The 20042-nt window shown below is 71.8% G+C and carries 16 protein-coding genes and 1 pseudogene; 12 read left to right on the forward strand and 5 right to left on the reverse strand.

The features are described 5' to 3' along the window. Positions 1–199: 199 nt before the first annotated feature. Positions 200–1267, reverse strand: a complete 1068-nt coding sequence (locus tag ABT078_RS00315) for a winged helix-turn-helix transcriptional regulator (RefSeq protein WP_351222183.1) — start codon at positions 1265–1267, stop codon at positions 200–202. A gap of 160 nt (positions 1268–1427) precedes the next feature. Here ABT078_RS00315 and ABT078_RS00320 point away from each other — a divergent pair, with 160 nt between their 5' ends. The 5 genes from ABT078_RS00320 to ABT078_RS00340 all read left to right on the forward strand — a co-directional run bounded on the left by ABT078_RS00320 (position 1428) and on the right by ABT078_RS00340 (position 5978). Next, positions 1428–1802 carry a peptidase inhibitor family I36 protein gene (locus ABT078_RS00320; protein ID WP_351222185.1) on the forward strand — a complete coding sequence of 125 codons (375 nt, stop codon included), beginning with the start codon at positions 1428–1430 and terminating at the stop codon, positions 1800–1802. A 267-nt stretch (positions 1803–2069) separates the two neighbouring features. Further along, complete coding sequence (locus ABT078_RS00325) at positions 2070–2825, forward strand: hypothetical protein (protein ID WP_351222187.1); 756 nt, start codon at positions 2070–2072, stop codon at positions 2823–2825. A 100-nt stretch (positions 2826–2925) separates the two neighbouring features. Then, positions 2926–3633 carry a maltokinase N-terminal cap-like domain-containing protein gene (locus tag ABT078_RS00330; RefSeq protein ID WP_351222189.1) on the forward strand — a complete coding sequence of 236 codons (708 nt, stop codon included), beginning with the start codon at positions 2926–2928 and terminating at the stop codon, positions 3631–3633. A 214-nt stretch (positions 3634–3847) separates the two neighbouring features. After that, positions 3848–4813, forward strand: a complete 966-nt coding sequence (locus ABT078_RS00335) for a DUF1444 domain-containing protein (protein ID WP_351222191.1) — start codon at positions 3848–3850, stop codon at positions 4811–4813. Between the two features lie 91 nt (positions 4814–4904). Continuing rightward, the gene (locus tag ABT078_RS00340) at positions 4905–5978 is read left to right on the forward strand and encodes an aminopeptidase P family protein (protein ID WP_351222879.1); all 1074 of its coding nucleotides are present in this window, start codon (positions 4905–4907) and stop codon (positions 5976–5978) included. 342 nt (positions 5979–6320) lie between these two features. Here ABT078_RS00340 and treZ read toward each other — a convergent pair whose 3' ends face one another. Next, a complete protein-coding gene (gene treZ / locus ABT078_RS00345) occupies positions 6321–8069 on the reverse strand; it encodes a malto-oligosyltrehalose trehalohydrolase (RefSeq protein WP_351222881.1) in 1749 nt (582 codons plus the stop codon). A gap of 100 nt (positions 8070–8169) precedes the next feature. On the opposite strand from treZ, the gene ABT078_RS00350 reads away from it, so the two are divergent. After that, positions 8170–9549, forward strand: a complete 1380-nt coding sequence (locus ABT078_RS00350; RefSeq protein WP_351222193.1) for a GH1 family beta-glucosidase — start codon at positions 8170–8172, stop codon at positions 9547–9549. Here the strand turns inward: ABT078_RS00350 and ABT078_RS00355 are convergent. From ABT078_RS00355 to ABT078_RS00365, 3 genes are all read right to left on the reverse strand, one after another. Next, complete coding sequence (locus tag ABT078_RS00355) at positions 9538–10770, reverse strand: MFS transporter (RefSeq protein WP_351222195.1); 1233 nt, start codon at positions 10768–10770, stop codon at positions 9538–9540. The two genes, ABT078_RS00350 and ABT078_RS00355, sit on opposite strands and share 12 nt — an antisense overlap. Positions 10771–10841: 71 nt before the next feature. After that, positions 10842–11723 (reverse strand): GNAT family N-acetyltransferase, encoded by an 882-nt coding sequence (locus ABT078_RS00360; protein WP_351222197.1) that lies wholly within the window; start codon positions 11721–11723, stop codon positions 10842–10844. 267 nt (positions 11724–11990) lie between these two features. Continuing rightward, the gene (locus tag ABT078_RS00365; RefSeq protein WP_351222883.1) at positions 11991–12926 is read right to left on the reverse strand and encodes a GNAT family N-acetyltransferase; all 936 of its coding nucleotides are present in this window, start codon (positions 12924–12926) and stop codon (positions 11991–11993) included. Positions 12927–13074: 148 nt separating this feature from the next. Between ABT078_RS00365 and ABT078_RS00370 the strand changes: the two genes are divergently transcribed. From ABT078_RS00370 to ABT078_RS00390, 6 genes and pseudogenes are all read left to right on the forward strand, one after another. After that, complete coding sequence (locus ABT078_RS00370; protein WP_351222199.1) at positions 13075–13638, forward strand: DUF1707 and FHA domain-containing protein; 564 nt, start codon at positions 13075–13077, stop codon at positions 13636–13638. A gap of 178 nt (positions 13639–13816) precedes the next feature. Continuing rightward, positions 13817–14127 (forward strand): annotated as a pseudogene (locus ABT078_RS42570) (LysR family transcriptional regulator); the annotation flags it as partial. A 63-nt stretch (positions 14128–14190) separates the two neighbouring features. After that, positions 14191–15222 (forward strand): phosphogluconate dehydrogenase (NAD(+)-dependent, decarboxylating), encoded by a 1032-nt coding sequence (gene gnd, locus ABT078_RS00375; RefSeq protein ID WP_502981115.1) that lies wholly within the window; start codon positions 14191–14193, stop codon positions 15220–15222. 144 nt (positions 15223–15366) lie between these two features. Next, positions 15367–16770, forward strand: a complete 1404-nt coding sequence (gene zwf / locus ABT078_RS00380) for a glucose-6-phosphate dehydrogenase (protein ID WP_351222887.1) — start codon at positions 15367–15369, stop codon at positions 16768–16770. A gap of 135 nt (positions 16771–16905) precedes the next feature. After that, positions 16906–17649, forward strand: coding sequence for an HAD family hydrolase (locus tag ABT078_RS00385; protein WP_351222201.1), 744 nt, complete (start codon positions 16906–16908; stop codon positions 17647–17649). Next, positions 17646–20042: a glycoside hydrolase family 65 protein gene (locus tag ABT078_RS00390; protein ID WP_351222203.1), complete on the forward strand. Its 2397-nt coding sequence runs from the start codon at positions 17646–17648 to the stop codon at positions 20040–20042. The genes ABT078_RS00385 and ABT078_RS00390 overlap by 4 nt, the downstream gene beginning before the upstream one ends.

Consider the following 20042-nt stretch of genomic DNA (forward strand, 5'->3'; position numbering starts at 1 on the left):
CCCCGTGCGCCGGGACACGACCCGCTGTGGTGCGTCGCGCCACGCGGCCACCCATTCGCGTCGCCACCGTATGCCGTCCGTCAGCCGCCGCCGGGGCCACGCCGACGGCCGGCCCGGCTCGGTGTCCGCCCCGACGCAACGGTCGCTTCGGCCGGGTTCACCGGCCACCCGTCAGATCATCATGTGGCACGGTACGTGATCACTCACGATCGAGCGCCACGTGTGCGGCAGGCCCTCGGGGCCGGCGAAGGCTGCCGCTGGTCCTGGTCCGCGTCGAGTTGGCGGTGAGCAGGGCCGAGCCCAGCGGTGTGAGGGTGTGGAGCACGGTGGTCGCGTAGCGCACGCTGGCGATCAGCCGCGAGTCGCGCAGAGCCTTGGTGTGGAAGGTGACGGTGCCGGGGGATATGCCGAGCGCGCGGGCCAGTTCATTTCCGGTGGCTCCCGTCGCGGAAGCCCGCAGTACGAGCGCGCGAGTGCGGCCCAGCAGCGTGGTCAGCGGGACCGCGTCGCCGTCGGCGATGTCCGCCGCCGCGGCGAGCCGCTCGTGGTGCAGGGGATAGACGAGCACGGGCGGCAACTCGGGGTCGGCCAGCACGACGGCTGAGCCCCAGCAGAAGTACGAGGGCACCAACCGCAGTCCCCTGCCGCCCAGGTGCAGGTCCATGTCGACCGTGGGATGGTCCGCCTCGAGGACGGGACTGCACCAGCGAAAGCCCGGCGCCGGCCCCAGGTCGGCGAGCATGTCCTCGATGCCCTTTCCCAGTAGGGAACGGGTGCGGAAGACGCGCTCCGCCTCTATGCGGGTGTGAATCGCCTCCTCGTACGGCGCGATGAGCGCGTCGTGGTACGCCCTCAGCCCTGCCGTCAGCTCGTTCCTGTGTTCCGGTGCGGCGAGCCGGGACAGCCCGCGCGGAGTCTTGGTCACCACCGCGGCCAGTTGGTCGAGTTCGGCTGTCACCCGGGCGGCCGGGGTGGCACGGATGGCGTCGAGGCCGGTGGCAAGACCCTCGCTTGCGGCGGAGGGGGTGAGGAAGTCGGGAAAGTAGGCGGCGCGAGGGAACAGTGGCAGCAGCAAATGCCGCACGGTGCGCGCCAGTGCGGGATCGCTCAGCTTTTCGCAGACGAAGCGCAGCCAGGCGGCATAGGTCCCCCGGCCGCGCCTCGTCTGCAGGCGGTGGAGTGAGGCCGCTGTCTCCCACAGGGGATCGGGCTCGGCGGGCAGGCGGATCCGGCCGAGATCGGGGCCGGAGAAGTGAATGCGGAGCACGGTACTCCTTCACGTGAGGTGCCTGTTTTGACGGAGCTCGAACAAGGTAGCTGCCTGTGAACAGTGGTGGCAATCTCTGTGAAGGTACGGCTCAGCCGACTTCACAATGCGGAGATTCGGTTGGAGTACGTGTTTCGGCATCGATCGAGAAGGGGAGAAAATGAAGCTGGCCAAGTTCTTTGCCACCGCGGCAGTGACGGGAATGTCCATTGCCGGTCTGGCGGCCCCCGCGAGCGCCACGGAGCGCAACGGAGTGTGTGAGACGGGGGAGTTCTGCCTCTGGTACAACCCGAACTACGTGAACGGCATCTGGGACATGTACTGGTCGGATCTCAACCTCAACGACAACTACTTCATCGGTAACTCCAGCCAGCGGGTCGGAAACAACTCCGCCTCGGCCAAGAACCGGGACTCGCTGCGCTGGTACGTCTACTTCGGGACGAACAGGACCGGCACGTCCGGCTGGTACGACCCCGGTGAGGTCAACCCGCAGATGACGAACTTCCGGAACCAGATCGAGTCGGCCTCGTACTGATCCCCCGGCCCGGCCGGCCGGCGGCGCTCGCACGCCACCCGGTCGGCCGGGGTGTACGCAACCACCCCTGGAGCCTGGAGACCAGCCATGCCTGCACCTGGGCGCAGAAGCCCCGCGCGACTCCCCTCTGCCGCCGCCGCCGGCGCCGCCCTGCTTGCGGCCTGCGTCCTCGCAGGCTGCTCGGCCGCAGCCGGGCCGCCGGGGGAACGCCTCGACGACCCCGGTGCGCAGTCCCTGCGCATCCCCACGGCCACGGAAGCCGCTCGCATGGACGTGCCGCTGGCCCGTTACACCGTCAGCCTGGCCGACGGGCGCGCCGTCAACGCGGCCGAGAGCCGCCTCGTCGCGCAGTGCGCGGCGCGCTACGGCCTCACGCTGACGCCTGACCGGCGGGAGGGCGGCGCGGAGCCCGGCACCAGCGTGGAGCGCCGGTACGGGATCACGGACCGGAAACTGGCCGCCGTGAGCGGGTACGGAATGGGGGACAAACCCGAGGAACGCACCCCCGAACCAGCCGCGAAGATCGCGGAACATCTTCGTACGGCAATTCTTTCCGGCCGTGGACCCGCCACCGTCAACGGCCTCGAGGTGCCGGACGAGGGGTGCAGCGGAGAAGCCCGCGGGGAACTCTCGAAAAGGGCGGCTCCCAGTCGGAACCAGAATTTGGTCCTCAGTCTCATGGACGAGAGTTTCTATGCCTCGCAACGTGACCCGAGGGTGCGCGAAGTGATTTCCGAGTGGTCCGTCTGCATGCGCCGAAGTGGTTATGACTACAACGATCCGCTGGACGCGGCAGGAGATTCCCGTTTCGGTACCGGAAGGACCCGGCTGGAGCGCGACGTGGCCTTGGCGGACATCGACTGCAAGGAATCGGTGAATCTCACCGGAATCTGGTTCGCCGTGGAGTCCGAATATCAGCGAGGGCAGCTCTCCGAGAACAGGGCACAGCTCGAGGACGCCCTTCGAGCCGGTCGTGCGCGGGTCGTCGCGGCACAGGGGATCCTCGATCGGGCCGGCCGCTAGACGCTGCCCTGGCGTCCGCTGCGGGGCGCCGTACTTCCTGACGTCCACGCGAGAACTCGCGGTCGGGGAACCACGGGCCGACGGCGGAAGTTCACGATGCATGTCTGTCATCCACCGCACCACCATGACGCCCGGCAAGCTGGAGCTCCTTGCCGCCTGGCTTCCTGCACAGCCCTGGTACCAGGGCGCGACGCGTGGGCCGGAGCTGGCCAAGGCCGGCGGTTTCCGGCTCGATGACCCCCAGGGCGAGGTGGGAATCGAGTTCATGGTGGTCACGGACAGCTCGGGTGACCAGCCGGTCTCGTACCACGTACCGCTCAGTTACCGCGGAGCACCGCTCGACGGTGCCGATCAGGCCCTCATCGGCACGTCCGAGCACGGGGTACTGGGACGACGGTGGGTGTACGACGGGACCCAGGACCCGGTCGTTGTCGCCCAACTGCTCGCCCTCATCCAGGGCCGCGCCGAACCGCAGGCTCAGAGTGCGACCAACACCCCTGACCCCACCGTCACCCGTCACTTCACCGGAGCCGCCCTCCCGGACGTGGTCGCGTCCTCGACCGTCGTCAGCGGTGAAGACGGCACCGACGTCGTGGTGGAACCCTCGGCGGAGTCCGAGCCGCACAGTGCGTCGGCGGGCTCGGCGGGCTCCCTGACCATCAAGGTGACGCGCGTCCTGCTGCCGGACCAGCAGGTCCCCCGCACCGACGCGGCCGGGGCCCGTGGTCACGTCGTCGCCGGCTGGAGCTCGCCGGACGGCGACGAGAGCCGTGGCCCCTTCGTCGTCCTCTGCGACACAGTGCGCTGAGGCGGACGAGGCGGCAGGGCCGGTCGCAGGGCCCGACCGAGGTCGGCGACCAGCCCGACCGGCCGGTCGACGCACCGGCGGGGCCCCGCCCCCGTGAGGTGCGCTCGTGGGACCTCCCGAGGGTCGCCCTGGGGCCTCCTGGGCCTGAAGAGCGCGGCCGGAGTGGAGGTCGGTAGGCTCGGAACCAGAGCACACATGAGGAGCGGGGGCTGACGTGGGGCTGTTCCGGCGAGGGCCGAAGCGTGACGGGGTCGACGCGCCCCGGGACGAGGAGTTCTCCTTCTTCTCGGCCGGGGAGGGCGCGCGCTTCCGCGGCCAGGTACGGGAAGCCTTCGCCGAGCAGGGCCTCGAGGTCACCGTGTACGCCGACGTCGTCACCGACAGCGCCGGGCGCCAGTTCGGGCTCGGCAACCTCGCCGCGGTCTGCCACAACGACGAGCGCGGCCCGCGTGCATGGCCCGAGGTGATCCGCGGGCATGTCGCCATGGTGCTGCGCACCATGGACGCCCCGTCCGCGCTGGACACTCTTCCGCCCGACCAGATCCGCTCCCAGCTCTATCCGCGCGTGATCGGCGCGGAAGGGCTCGACCCGACGACCTTCGGGTACGCGCGGTCCCTCGCCCCGGGACTGTGCGAAGTCCTCGCCCTCGACCTTCCCGAGAGCGTCATGATGCTCACCGACGAGGCCCTGGAGCCGCTCGGGGAGGTGCCGCGGCTGCGGGAGCGCGCGATGGACAACCTGCGCGGGCTGCCCATCGAGGGCCACGAGACCATCAAGGACGCCGGAGGCATGTGCTTCGAGGTGGTCGTCGGCGACTCCTTCTACACCGCGAGCCGGGTCCTGGTGCTGGACGCGCTCGTCCGCCAGGTCACGGGCCAGCACATCACCGCCGACGGCGCGCTCGTCGCGCTGCCCTTCCGGCACCAGGTCGCGTTCCACGTCATCCGCGACGCCTCCGTGATCCCGACCCTGAACGGAATGGCCGCGTTCGCCGCCACCGGGTACGAGGACACCCCGGGCGCCATCACCCCGTATGTCTATTGGTGGCGCAACGGCACGCTCACCCAGCTCAGCGACCGCGACGAGGACGGCGAGGGCCTCCGCATCGTCGTCGGCGAGGACTTCCAGGACCTGCTGGAGAGGCTCGTGGCGCAGCAGCGGTACGACGACGAGGACTGACCGAGGAGAGCCAGTGACCGGCACGACCGCATCCGGATCCGCACCCCTGTCCGCGCCCGCGTCCTTCACCGCCGAGGACTACCGCGCCCGGATGGCCCGCGCCGCCCGCTCCGCCGCCGAGGCGGGGCTCGCGGGCCTCCTCGTGACCCCCGGCCCCGACCTGGTGTACCTCACCGGCTACCGGCCCGTGACCACCGAGCGGCTCACCCTCCTCGTCCTCGCGGAAGGCCGGGACCCGGTGCTCGTCGTGCCCACCCTCGAGGCGCCCGACGCCGAGCACGCGGCCGGGGCGCCCGCGCTCACCCTCCGCGACTGGACCGACGGCAAGGACCCGTATGCCGTCACTGCGCCCCTGCTCGACGCGGCGGGCCGCTTCGGGGTCAGCGACAACGCCTGGGCGATGCATCTGCTGGGCCTGCAGAAACAGCTCCCTGGCACCTCCTACGAGGCTCTCACCGAGGCGCTCCCGATGCTTCGCGCAGTGAAGGACGCGGCCGAGCTCGCGCGTCTCGAAGCAGCGGGCGCGGCCGCCGACGAGGCGTACGGCGAGATCCTCGAGGTCCGCTTCTCCGGCCGCAAGGAGACCGAGATCGCGGCCGAGCTCGCCGAGCTGCTGCTGCGCTTCGGCCACTCCCAGGTCGACTTCACGGTCGTCGGCTCGGGCCCGAACGGTGCGAACCCGCACCACGAGGCGGGGGACCGCACCATCGTCGAGGGCGACATGGTCGTCCTCGACTTCGGCGGCCTCAAGCACGGGTACGGCTCCGACACCACCCGCACCGTGCACGTCGGCGAGCCGAGCGCCGAGGAACAGCACGTCCACAACGTGGTACGCGCCGCCCAGCAGGCGGGATTCGACGCGGTCCGGCCGGGCGCGGCCTGCCAGGAGGTCGACCGGGCGGCCCGCAAGGTCATTGCGGCGGCGGGGTACGGCGAGTACTTCATCCACCGCACCGGCCACGGGATCGGTGTCACCACGCACGAGCCGCCGTACATGATCGAGGGGGAGGAGCGGGAGCTGGTGCCGGGCATGTGCTTCTCCGTCGAGCCGGGGATCTATCTGCCCGGGCGGTTCGGGGTCCGTATCGAGGACATCGTGACGGTGACGGAGTCGGGTGGGCGCCGCTTCAACAACACGCCGCGGGAGCTGGCGATCGTGGAGTAGGGGGGCGGGGTGGGGCCGCCGCGCGGGGCCTCTGCCCCTCCCCGCCCCTTCCCGAACCGGCGGCAAACCCCCAGCTCCCACCCGGGGTCTCCGCCCCCGGACCCGCGGACCTCAAGCCTGTCGGGCGTTCGAGGACGGACACCCGGCCCCGCCCGCCGGTGCCGGGTGCACCTCACGACACCGGGTCGCGCACCTCACGACACCTGGTCCCATCGGCCGGTGCCGGGCGCACGTCACGCCCCGCCCGCCGTCGCCCGCCGCAGCCCACGCCCCCGCCGGCCGGCCGGTGCCGGCCACACCTCACGACACCCGCCGGTCCCGCCGGTGCCGGGCACGCCCGCCTCACGCGTCCCCGAGCACCACGCACGACTCGCCCGGCAGTTCCAGGACCCCGTCCGCGCCGGGGGCACGTACGCCGTCCCACACCGCCAGCAGCCGGGCCCCGCCGCCGAGGGGGATGGTGGCCGGGTCCTTGCCGAGGTTCACCGCGACGCGCAGGTCGCCGCGGCGGAAGACGAACCAGCGGGCGTCCTCGTCGTACGCGACGCGCACCGCCGCGAGGTCCGGGTCGGAGAGGTCGGGCTGGGTGCGGCGCAGGGCGATGAGTTCGCGGTGCCAGGCGAGGAGGCGGGCGTGGGGTTCGCGGGTGCGCTCCGAGCGGTCCAGGCAGGAGCGGTCGCGGGTGGCCGGGTCCTGCGGGTCCGGGATGTCGTCCGCGGCCCAGCCGTAGGCCGCGAACTCCCGCCGCCTGCCCTGCCGTACGGACTCCGCGAGCTCCGGGTCGGTGTGGTCGGTGAAGAACTGCCACGGCGTCCGGGCGCCCCACTCCTCGCCCATGAAGAGCATCGGAGTGAAGGGACCGGTCAGCACCAGCGCCGCCGCACAGGCCAGCAGGCCGGGGGAGAGATGCGAGGAGAGGCGGTCGCCGAGGGCGCGGTTGCCGATCTGGTCATGGGTCTGGGCGTAGCCCAGGAACCGGTGGGCGGGCGTGCGCGTGAGGTCGACGGGCCGGCCGTGCGTGCGGTCCCGGAACGTCGAGTACGAACCGTCGTGGAAGAAGACATGCCCCAGCGTCTTGGCCAGCGCGGCGAGCGGGGCGCGTGCGAAGTCCGCGTAGTAGCCGCGCGATTCGCCGGTCAGCGCGGTGTGCAGGGCGTGGTGGAAGTCGTCGTTCCACTGGGCGTGGAGCCCGAGTCCGCCCTCCTCGCGCGGCCTCGTCGTCCGCGGATCGCACAGGTCCGACTCGGCGATCAGGAACAGCGGCCGACGGACGTCGGCGGCGAGGCCGTCCACCGTCGCCGACAGCTCCTCCAGGAACGTCAGCGCACGGCTGTCGGCGAGCGCGTGGATCGCGTCGAGACGCAGCCCGTCCACGCGGTAGTCGCGCAGCCAGGCCAGCGCGCTGCCCAGCAGGTACGCCCGCACCTCGTCGGAGCCCGGCGCGTCCAGGTTGACCGCGGAGCCCCACGGGGTGCGGTGGGTGTCCGTGAAGTAGGGCCCGAAGGAGGGCAGATGGTTGCCCGACGGGCCCAGATGGTTGTGAACGACGTCCAGGACCACCCCGAGCCCGCGACCGTGCGCCGTGTCGACAAAGCGCTTGAGCGCCTCGGGGCCGCCGTACGGCTCGTGCACGGCCCACGGCGCCACACCCTCGTACCCCCAGCCGTGCTTCCCCGGAAACGGGCACACGGGCATCAGCTCCACGTGGGTGATGCCGAGGTCCGCCAGTTCGCCGAGGTGTCCGGCCGCCGCGTCGAACGTGCCCTCGCGCGTGAACGTCCCGACGTGCAGCTCGTACAGGACCCCGCCCGCGAGGCCCCGTCCCCGCCAGTCGTCGCTCTGCCAGACGTACGCGTCCGGGGCGACGACGGCGCTCGGCCCGTCGGGGCCGTCCGGCTGGCGGCGCGAGCGCGGATCGGGCAGCAGCGGACCGTCGTCCAGCAGGAAGCCGTACCGGGTCCCGTCCCGCGCCTCAGCCTCGGCCACCCACCAATCCTCCAGCACGGGATGGCGGTCCATCGGCAGCCGCGAACCCTCCAGCCACAGCACGACCCGGTCCTGGGCGAACGGCGCCCACACCTCGAACAGCACGGTTTCCCCTGTTGTGTCGACAGCACTCGATGCCACTCACACCCATCCTGGCAAGTCCGGGGTCTGGAGGCGGCCTACTCGCCAGTACTAGGGTCCGGCCATGACTCCGCCCCCCGTACCCTCCGCGAGCACGCTGCCCGTTTTCCCGCCCGGTTTCCTGTGGGGTGCGTCCGCGTCCGCCTTCCAGACCGAAGGCGCCGCCGACACCGAAGGCAAGGGACCTTCCGGCTGGGACGCCTTCGCTTCACAGGGCCGCATCAAGGACGGTGCCGACGCCGCGCGCGGCACCGGTTTCCACGAGCGCTACCGCGAGGACGTCGCCCTGCTCGCCGGCCTCGGCGCCGGGGCCTTCCGCTTCTCCGTCAGCTGGCCGAGGGTGATCCCCGGAGGCAGCGGCCCCGTCAACCCCGCGGGCCTCGGCTTCTACGACCGGCTCGTCGACGAACTCTGCGCCCACGGCATCACCCCGGCGCCGACCCTCTACCACTGGGACACCCCGCTGCCCCTGGACGAGGCCGGGGGCTGGCTGAACCGCGACACCGCCGCCCGTTTCGCCGAGTACGCCGCCGTCGTCGCCGAGCGCCTCGCCGACCGCGTACCCATGTGGATCACCATCAACGAACCCGCCGAAGTCACCCTGCTGGGCTACGCGCTCGGCGAGCACGCCCCCGGGAAGCAGCTCCTCTTCGACGCCCTGCCGGCGGCACACCACCAGTTGCTCGCCCACGGCCTCGCCGTCCAGGCCCTGCGCGCCGCGGGCGCCGGCACCGTCGGCCTCGCCGTCTCCCACTCACCCGTACGGACCGCCGGTGACACCGACGAGGACCGCGCGGGCGCCGAGATCTACGACATCCTCACCAACCGGCTCTTCTCCGACCCGCTCCTCACCGGCCGCTACCCCGACGGCTTCGACGAGCTCATGCCGGGTCCCGTCGCCGAAGACCTCGCGGTGATCTCCCAGCCGCTCGACTGGTACGGCGTCAACTACTACAGCCCCATGCTGGTCGGCGCGCCGGCGCCGGATGCCCTGGACTCGTACGCCGGACTCGGGATGCCCACGGGACTGCCCTTCGGCCTGCGCGAGATCGAGGGCGTCGAACGGACCGGTTTCGGCTGGCCCGTCGTCCCCGACGGGCTCCGCGAGCTCCTGGTCACCCTCGAGGAGCGCTACGGCGACCGCCTCCCGCCCGTGCACATCACCGAGAACGGCTGCTCGTACGACGGCCTGGACGATCGCTCCCGGATCGCCTTCCTCGACGGTCATCTGCGCGCCCTGCACCAGGCGGTCGAGGAAGGGGTGGACGTGCGCGGCTACTTCGTCTGGTCGCTGACCGACAACATCGAGTGGGTCGAGGGGGCCGCGCAGCGCTTCGGCCTCGTCCATGTCGACTACGAGACCCTGGAGCGCACCCCGAAGGCGTCGTACGCCTGGTACCGGGACGTCATCCGCGCGCAGCGGGCCACGGAGTCAGGGGACTGAGCGGATCCGCCACACGAGGACCCCGCCGAGGACCGTCACGACCGTGGAGGTGAGATACAGGCCCGCGTAGCCGCCCGCGTAGGCCACGATCGGCGCCGCGAGGGCCGGACCGAGCACCTGGGGAGCAGAGTTGGCGATGTTGATGACCCCCAGGTCCTTGGCCCGGTCCCCGGCGCTCGGCAGCACCTGGGTGATCAGTGCCTGGTCCACCGCGATGTACGCCCCGAAGCCGAGCCCCAGCAGCAGCGCCGCGCCCATCGCCACCGGCCAGGTGTGCCAGAACGTCAGCAGCAGCGAGGCCGCGGCCATCACCACCGAACTCACCGACACCAGCGCCTTGCGCCGCCCCCACCGGTCCGAGACCACCCCGCCGCCGACCGCCGTCACGACGACACCCGCCGTGTACAGCAGGGTGAGGACGAGCACGCCCTCGTCCGGGTTCGCGTGGTGCACCGCGTCCTTGAGGAAATACAGCAGGTACAGCGTGCCGATGGCATTGCCGAGCATCACCAGGAACCGCGTCAGCCAGGCCCACCCGAAGTCCGGATACGCGCGCGGGCTCACCCAGAAGTCCGTGAGCCGCACCGTCCTTGCGTGCCGTGCCTCGCGCGGCATCCGAGGATCCCGGGTGAGGAGCACGAACGGCAGGGCGGCCGGCACCACGAGGACCGCCAGCAGCAGATAGCCGGCCGCCGTTCCCGTCACGGCCGTCGTCACGAGCAGCGCGCCGACCACCAGCCCCAGCGTCTGCGGGATCCCGATCCAGCCGGAGACCGCCGCGCGCTGTCCCACCGGCACCTGGTCGGGGACGACGGCACTGGAGCCGGCGAGCATCGCGTTCAGCCCGAGCTGGGCCAGACACCAGCCGAGCGTCACTCCCACGATCGTGGTCTGCGCCGATGTGACGGCGAGTCCGACCGCGCCGGCCGCCGCCCCGCCCAGGATCCACGGACGGCGGCGGCCGAAGCGGCCGCCCGTACGGTCCGAGAGCGCGCCCGCCAGTGGGTTGGCGACGACGGCGACGAGCGCGCCGACACCGGTGGCCCAGCCGAGGGCGATCTCCTTCCCGGAGGGGTCGATGGCGTCGATCTGCTCGGCGAGCAGCACCTGGATCGGGGTCAGGAAGGCCATGTACAGGCCGAGGTTGGCCAGCACGAGTCCCGATATCCAGCCGCCGCCGACGCGGGTCTGCGGCTCCGTACGGGGATCGTCCATCACCATGGGCCGCTCGCCATCAGCTCGGGGGTGCCCGGAGCCTACGGACACCCCCGAGGCCGGACAAGACGTCGGACTCACACGAGGTGAATGCGCTCCTGCACCACCGGATGCCCGGCCTTGGTGAAGTTCGCCGCCATCGGGAAGTTGCCCTGGTCGGTCGCGCCCGCGATGAACTCCGCGCCCAGCTCGGCCAGGAAGTGCGTGCACTCGGCGAGCAGGTCGTACGCGTAGCCGCGGCCGCGCTGCTCCGGCACGACCCCGATGAAGCCGACGCACGGCCCCGACGGGTTGCGCGCGGGCACGTGCAGCCCGACCAGCTCGCCGTCCGGCGTGTACGCCAGCTGCCACCACTCGCGCGGCGACGGACACCAGTGGAAGAAGTCCAGCTCCTCCTGCGCGGCCCGGTCGAGACCGTCCTCGGCGATGGCGCGCAGCGCATGCGCGTCGAGCGTCACGGAGTGGATGCGGCGCAGGACCTCGAGGAAGACGCCGTCGTCGGGTTCGGGCCGGAACTCCAGCCGCCCGGGCCGCTCCGGCAGCCCGCACTCCGGCGTCCACCGGTACTGGAAGCGCTCCACGAGCACCTCCATCCCGGCCCCTTGCGCGGCCCGCAGCCGCGCCTCACCGGCGGCCCGGTGCGCCGGGTCCTCGCGCCAGCCCGGGGGCAGGATCAGCTCGTACTCGACCTGGAACGGGGAGGTGCGCAGCAGCTCGGTGCCCGCCTCCTCCTCGCCCTCGGCGACGTCGAACCAGTTGAGATTGACGGGAGTCGTGTCGTCGGGCCCGCCCCACCAGGCGGCCCGTGCGACGACCTTGCCCTCGCGCAGGGCGACCCGCTTCCACTCCGGGCGGTGCGTGGTACGGGCCAGTGCGCGGCCCACGCCGAGCGGATCGGGCAGGGTGTCGAAGAGATGTGCGTCGCGCGCCGAGAGCGCGCGGATGACCATGTCGGTCATGAGGAAGTCCTCCGGGAAGAAGCGTGCGTGATGCGCTCCCGGTCGGACGGTGTCAGACGTCGAACGCCGGGCGGACGGGGCGGGAGCGCGGGAATCGTGTGGACTGCACTGCACTCGCCTCCTTCCGTCGGTCACGGGCGTCGCGCTCAGGTTAGACGGCTCCGATGGAGCCGTCCAGCGCTTTCCCGCCGACCGCTCGGTGGGCGGGCAGGGGCGCGGAGGGCGCAGGTGCGGGCGCAGCGGCGGACGGGCCGAACCCGCCCGCCGTCACTGCCAGGTGAAGTTGAGGGACCGCTCGAAGTTCTCGTATCCGGCACGGGCGAAGGCCTCCGCCATCGGCACGTTGGCGAGATCCGTCGCCGCCCGGATGCGCGGCACCTTGAGCGCGGCGAGGATGCGTGTGCCCTCGGCGAGGATCTCGTCGATGTGGCCGCGCCCCCGGTGTGCGGGCAGCACACCGAGGTAGGCGATGATGTGGTGGTAGTTGTTGCGGGCGGGGACGACGAAGCCCACCGGCTCGCCCGTCTCCGGCAGTTCGGCGATCCGCCACCACGCGTGCGGCGAGGCGAAGCCCGCGAGTTCCTCGTCGTAGTGCTTCTCCGCGGCCTCGCGGGCATGCAGCCCCGAGGCGAGGTCCGCCCGGCTGTGCGCGTCGAGCGTGCCCTCCATCACCGGCGTCATCAGCGCGAGCAGGTCGTCGCGGTCGACGACCGGACGGAAGCGGAGCGTCCCGCTCGGTTCGGCCACCGGGGTCCCGGGACGCCACTCCAGACGCAACCGCTCGACCAGCAGCCGTGCGCCCGTCTTCTCCAGCACCTCCGTACGGGCCTCGACCACCGCGCGTGCGGCCGGGTCCGCGCGCCAGTCCGGCGGGACGAAGCGCCCGTACTCGGGGCGCGGCGCGCCCGCCGTCACGACCGCGGCCGTCGCCGTCTCCAGCAGCCGCAGTCCGGCCTCGGCCCGTTCGGCCGGGGGCAGTTCGTCGTCGACGTCGAAGACGTCCAGGGCGAGCGGCGCCCCGCCGCCGGCCGTGGTCCACCAGGCGATGCGGGCCAGTACCCGCTCGCCGCGGAGCGCCACCCACATCCACTCGGGGCGGCGCCGCCCGGTCGCCAGGTCGTCCGCGAGTTCGTGGTCGAGGACGTACGAGAGCCGGCTGAACAGCGCGAGTTCGTCCGGGCCGGCCAGTGGCCGTACGAAGATGCCGTGCGGCGAGGTCTCGGGCGGCGAAGTGCGGTGCTCGGACGTGCCCACTGCTGGTCCCCCATGGTTCGACGAGTGCCCGGACAGTAGCAGTGATCTTCTCCGGTCCTTCTGGACACTCGGGGCACTCGGCCCGACAATCACGATTGTGACGTCCTCCTTCGAGTTCCAGACGTATCCCGCGCGGCTCTCCGACGCCGAGCGGGATCGTGTCCTCGGGGTGCTCAGGGAAGGCGCCGCCCAGGGCAAGCTGTCGCACGACACGTTCGTGCGGCGGATGGAGCTGGCGCTGGCCGCCCGGCGGCCCGACGAACTGCGGGCCCTCACCGCCGATCTGCGGCCCGAAGGCGGGCTGTCGAAGCGGCTGTTCGGCGCGGTCGGCAGGATGTCCGCGTTCTCCGTGCGCCTCAGCAGGGCCTGGCAGGCCGAGCGGCTGCCCCCGCTGCTGCTGCCCGAGCCCGGCCCGTATCCGCTGTTCATCGGCCGGGATCCGTCCAACGGTCTGCGGCTCAGCCATGAGACGGTCTCGCGCCTGCATGCCGAACTCGTCCTGCGCGACGGTCTCTGGGTGCTGCGCGACCTGGGCTCGACCAACGGCACCACGGTCAACGGCCACAGGGTGACCGGGTCGGTCGTCGTCCAGGCCGGGGACATGGTGAGCTTCGGGCGGATGAGCTTCCGCCTCGCCGCGCGCCGGCCCGCCAAGCGCTGAGCACGCCGCGCGCCGAACTCGTCACGCTGCCCCGCCGAGCACCGAGTGCCGAGCCCGCCGCCCGCCGAGTACGCCGAGCGCGCCCGTCACTGCTGGTGCTGCCCGCGGCCCGCCGACGTCAGAAACGTCTCGCCGACCGCCTCCGCCAGCGTCGGCCGGGGATGGACGTACCGACAGCCGGCCGTTCCTGGACGGGGCCTGCGAGAGGGCCGGCGCCGAACCCCGTACGGCGGTGTGGACGGAGCACACCTCCACGGCCGTCCGTATGGCGGCCGTCAGGGCCGCAGTCGCCACCGCCCCGCGCACGTCGTACAGGGCACGCTCGGCGAGGACCGTGTGCTCCCGAGCGTAGATCCGCCGTCGCGCCGGGCCCTCACGGCCTTCTCGCGGGTCTCGCCGGCCGGTGCGGCGGAGCGCTTCACCGACCTGCTGCGGGCCGCCGTGCCGCCGCCCGTCCCGGGGGACGACTCACTGTCCGTGATGTTATGAATCGCGGCATTTCCGATGAGTGGGTAATTTCTGGATTCCGAGGAGGCGACGGAGAGGCCGGCCATGACCACTGACACACCGATGCAGCTCGGGATGATCGGGCTCGGCCGGATGGGCGCCAACCTCGTGCGCCGGCTGATGCGGGACGGTCACCGCTGCGTGGTCTTCGACCTGGACTCCGAAGCCGTACGGGCAATGGAGAAGGAGGGGGCGACCGCGGCATCCTCGCTCCACGACCTCGTCGACAAGCTGGAGCGGCCCAGAAACCTCTGGCTGATGCTGCCCGCCGGCGTGGTCCAGCCGACCCTGGGCCAGCTGGAGGCCCTGCTGGACACCGGCGACACCGTCATCGACGGCGGCAACTCGTACTACCGGGACGACATGGCCCGCGCCAAGCAGCTCGCCCCCAGCGGCATCCACTACGTCGACTGCGGAACCTCCGGTGGCGTCTGGGGGCTCGAGCGCGGCTACTGCCTGATGATCGGCGGCGAGGAGGAGCCGGTGGCCCGGCTGGACCCGATCTTCCGCACCATCGCCCCCGGCACCGGAAGCGCCGAGCCGACCCCGGGCAGGACCCGGACCGGCGGGACCTCGCCCGAGGGCTATCTGCACTGCGGGCCGAGCGGCGCCGGGCACTTCGTGAAGATGGTCCACAACGGAGTCGAGTACGGGATGATGGCCGCCGTCGCCGAGGGGCTCAGCATCATCAAGCACGCCGACGCGGGCCTGACATCGCGCACCGTCGACGCCGAGACCGCGCCGCTGCGTGAGCCCGAGGCGTACCAGTACCAGATCGACGTCGCCGAGGTCGCCGAGGTGTGGCGGCGCGGCTCGGTCGTCGGCTCCTGGCTGGTCGACCTCGTCGCCGACGCGCTGGCCCGCTCGCCCGAGCTCGACGCGTACACCGGCCGGGTCTCCGACTCCGGGGAGGGCCGCTGGACGGTCCTGGCCGCCGTCGACGAGAGCGTGCCGGCGCCGGTCATCAGCGCCGCGCTGACCCAGCGGTTCGAATCGCGCGGACTGGGCGAGTTCACCGACAAGGTCCTGTCCGCGATGCGCGGCGAGTTCGGCGGTCACGCCGAGAAGGCGGGGTGAACCGTGCCCAGCCCTGCCCAGCCGGAAAGCACGGACGACCCGGGGAGTCCGATGAGCGCGAAGAGTTCGCACACGCAGAGCCCGGGAAGCTCCACGAGCCCGGGGCGGCCGAACAGCCATGGCCTCCTTCCCGAGGACCACGTCATCGTGCTGTTCGGCGCGACCGGCGACCTCGCCCGGCGAAAACTCCTGCCGGGACTCTTCCACCTCGCCAAGGCGGGGCTGCTGCCCGCCCGCTACCGCATCGTCGGCTCGGCGCCGGCCAAGGCCGCGCTCAGCGACGACGACTTCCGCAAGCGGGCACGGGAAGCGGTCGCCGAGTTCGGCCGGTCGAAGCCCGGGGGCAAGGCCTGGCAGGCGTTCGAGGACGCACTGTCCTTCGGCGCGGCCGACCCCGACGATCCCGGGCCGCTCCTCGCCGCCGTACGGCAGGCCGAGCAGGACGTCGGGGGCAGTCCGCGGCGCCTGTTCCACCTCGCGGTGCCGCCGAGCGCGTTCGCGTCCGTCGTCGAGATGCTCGGCGCCACCGGCCTCTCCGACAACGCCCGGCTGATCGTCGAGAAGCCCTTCGGCACGGACCTCCCTTCGGCCCGGGCCCTCAACGCGACGATCCACGCCGTTTTCGACGAGTCCCGGGTCTTCCGCATCGACCACTTCCTCGGCAAGGAGTCCGTCGACAACATCCTGGCTCTCCGGTTCGCCAACGGTCTCCTGGAGCCCGTCTGGAACCGCGACCACATCAGCCATGTGCAGATCGACGTGCCGGAGAAGATCGGGATCGAAGGGCGGGCCCAGTTCTTCGAAGGGACCGGAACCTTCCGGGACATGATCGTCACTCATCTCTTCCAGCTCCTCGGCTTCGTGGCGATGGAGCCCCCGACCGCCCTCTCGGCCAAGCCCCTGCGGGACGAGAAGGAGAAGGTCTTCCAGAGCATGCGCCCGCTCGATCCGGCACACGTCGTCCGCGGCCAGTACGAGGGCTATCGCGACGAGCCGGGCGTCGACCCCCGCTCGGACACCGAGACGTTCGTCGCACTGCGCGTCGAGCTCGACAACTGGCGCTGGGCCGGCGTGCCCTTCTACCTGCGCTCGGGGAAGTCGCTCGGGCAGGGGCGGCACGTCGTGACGCTCGGTTTCCGCGAACCGGCCCTGCGCATGTTCCCGCTGGCCGCGCGGGGCGGCGCCGCGGTACGGAGCAACGAGCTGGTGATCGACTTCGACGACCCCGGCCGGATCGCCTCCCGCTTCCTGGTGAAGGACCCGGGCCCCGCCATGCGGCTGCGCGAGGCCGAGATGGTCTTCAGCTATGCCGAGTCCTTCAACACGATGCACGCGCTCGAGGGATACGAGCGCCTCATCCTGGACGCGATGCTGGGCGACCAGTCCCTGTTCACCCGCTCCGACGGCATCGAGCGCCTCTGGGAGGCGTCCACCCCGCTGCTGGAGGATCCGCCGCCCGTCGAGCCCTACGCACCCGGCTCCTGGGGCCCCGACAGCATCCGCCGGCTCATCGCGCCACACCGCTGGAGCCTGCCGGACCGGCACTGACACCCGAGGGGCCGCTCCCTCCCGTGCCGGCTGCTCCGGATGGCACCTCCCGCATCATCCGCACGGGCTACGCGTGGCGCGGCGGGTGCCGTCACCGACCCCCGGCGGCGGCCTCGTCCTTCTAGCCTCGACCGCATGCTGGGGCTTCCGGATCATGTACGCACCTGCCTCTTCGACCTCGACGGCGTCCTCACCCGCACCGCGAAGGTGCATGCGGCCGCCTGGAAGGAGATGTTCGACGACTACTTGCGCAGGCGCGCCGAACGCGAGGGTGTGCCCTTCGTGCCGTTCGACGACGTCCACGACTACGACGAGTACGTGGACGGCCGCCCCCGCGAGGACGGGGTCCGCACCTTCCTCGCCTCGCGCGGTGTCGAACTGCCTGACGGCACGCCCGACGACGGCCCGGACGCGGAGACCGTGAACGGACTCGGCACGCGGAAGAACGACCTCGTACTCCGCAAGATCCGCGAGGACGGCGTCGAGGCCTACGAGGGCTCGGTCGCCTACGTGCGCGCCGCCAGGGACGCCGGTCTGCGGCGCGCCGTCGTCTCGTCGAGCGCCAACTGCCATGACGTGCTGGTCGCCGCCGGCATCGCGGATCTCTTCGAGGAGCGCATCGACGGAATCGTCGCCCGGGAGCAGCGGCTCCGGGGCAAACCCGCACCGGACACCTATCTCGCCGCGGCTCGCGCACTCGGGGCCGAACCGGGTGCGGCGGCGGTGTTCGAGGACGCCCTGGCCGGTGTGGACGCAGGACGGGCCGGGCAGTTCGGCCTCGTCGTGGGCGTCGACCGGACCGGGCAGGCCGTGGAGCTCAGGCGGCACGGGGCGGACATCGTCGTGAAGGACCTCGCCGAACTGCTGGAGTCACCGTGATCACCCATTCCAGCTATGTCGTCGAGCCCTGGTGCCTGCGCGAGACCGAGCTGAGCCTCGACGTCCTCGCCCAGAGCGAGTCCGTCTTCGCCCTGGCCAACGGCCACATCGGGTGGCGCGGCAATCTCGACGAGGGCGAGCCGCACGGACTGCCGGGCGCCTATCTCAACGGCGTCCACGAACTGCATCCGCTGCCCTACGCCGAGGCGGGCTACGGCTATCCGGAGTCCGGTCAGACACTGATCAACGTCACCGACGGCAAGATCATCCGGCTTCTCGTGGACGACCACCTCTGCGACCTGCGCTACGGCGAACTGACGGCGCACGAGCGCGTACTGGACTTCCGCACGGGCGTCCTGAGCCGCACCGCGGAATGGACCTCACCGGCTGGGCACGCCGTGCGTATCACCTCGCACCGGATGGTGTCCTTCACCCAGCGGGCCGTGGCCGCGATCTCCTACGAGGTCGAGCCGCTGAATGCCCGGATCACCGTGGCCGTGCAGTCCGAACTGGTCGCCAACGAGCAGATGCCGCACGACACCGGCGACCCGCGGGTCGCGGCGGCCGTCGACTGCCCGCTCGCGCCGGAGGAGGACTTCGCCCAGGACACCCGGCTGCGCCTGGTGCACAGCACCCGCAACAGCGGTCTGCGGGTGGGGGCGGCGGCCGACCACATCGTCGAGGGCCCCGAGGGGACGGCCTGGTCCTCCGAGAGCGAGCCCGACGTCAGCAGGCTCACGGTCACCGCCGCCCTGGCACCGGGGGAGCGGCTGCGGCTGGTGAAGTTCATCGGGTACGGGTGGTCGGCGCAGAGGTCGCTGCCCGCCGTCCACGACCAGGTGGACGGTGCGGTCGCCGCCGCCCGGAGCACGGGCTGGGAGGGGCTGCTCGCCGAGCAGCAGGCCTATCTGGAGCGCTTCTGGTCCTGCGCCGACGTCGAGGTGGAAGGTGACGCGCAGATCCAGCAGGCCGTGCGCTTCGGGCTCTTCCACGTGCTCCAGGCGGCGGCCCGCGGCGAGGAACGGGCGATCCCCGCCAAGGGGCTGACCGGGACGGGCTACGACGGACACACGTTCTGGGACGTGGAGTCCTTCGTCCTCCCCCTGCTCACCTTCACGGCGCCCGACGTGGTCGCCCCGGCCCTGCGCTGGCGGCACGCGACCCTGCCCGCGGCGCGGGACCGGGCCCGTCAGCTCGGGCTGGCCGGAGCGGCGTTCCCCTGGCGGACCATCACCGGCGCGGAATGTTCTGCCTACTGGCCGGCAGGCACCGCCGCCTTCCACGTCAATGCCGACATCGCCGTGGCCGCGGAACGTTATGTGGACGCCACCGGGGACGAGACGTTCGAACGGGGGCCCGGACTCGAACTGCTGGTCCACACCGCGCGGCTCTGGCACTCGCTCGGCCACCACGATCCCGAGGGCGTCTTCCACATCGACGGCGTCACGGGCCCCGACGAGTACAGCGCCATCGCCCGCGACAACCTCTACACCAACCTGATGGCACGGCGGAACCTGATGGCCGCCGCGGCGACGGCGGCGCGACACGCCGACCGGGCGGAGGAACTGGGAGTCGACGACGAGGAGACCGCGGCGTGGCGCGACGCCGCGGCCCGGATCGCCGTCCCGTACAACGAGGCGCTCGGCGTCCATGAGCAGTCGGCCGGATTCACCCGATTCCAGCGCTGGGACTTCGACGCCACCTCGCCCGAGCAGTACCCGCTGCTGCTGCACTTCCCCTACTTCGACCTCTACCGCAAGCAGGTCGTGAAACAGGCCGATCTGGTCCTCGCGATGATGACGTGCGGCGACTGCTTCACGGCCGAGGAGAAGGCCCGCAACTTCGCCTACTACGAGGCGCTGACCGTGCGGGACTCCTCTTTGTCGGCGTGCTGTCAGGCGGTCATGGCCGCGGAGACCGGGCACCTGCGGCTGGCCTACGCCTATCTGGGTGAGGCGGCCCTGATGGACCTGGAGAACCTGGAGCACAACACTCGCGACGGGCTGCACATCGCCTCCCTCGCGGGCACGTGGCTCGCCCTGGTGGCCGGGCTCGGAGGGATGCGCCACTTCGGCGGGGAGGACGGCAGTCTCGGCGGTATCGGTTTCGCCCCCAGGCTGCCCGAGGTCATCTCCCGGCTGAAGTTCACCGTTCTCGTGCGCGGACGCAGGCTGCAGGTCGACGTCAGCGGATCGACTGCCCGGTACACCCTGGTGGAGGGTGACCCGCTGCGCATCATGCACCACGGCGAGCCGCTCACCGTCACGGTGTCCGAGCCGGTCGAGCGTCCCCTGCCGCCCGTGCCCGTGCTGCCCGAACCGCAGCAGCCGAGGTGCCGCCGCCCGGCCGACCGGGTGAGCGGGGCGACGGCCGAGGACGAGCCCGTCTGCTGA

This window comes from Streptomyces sp. NPDC002133, from assembly GCF_040296405.1.
Lineage (GTDB): Bacteria > Actinomycetota > Actinomycetes > Streptomycetales > Streptomycetaceae > Streptomyces.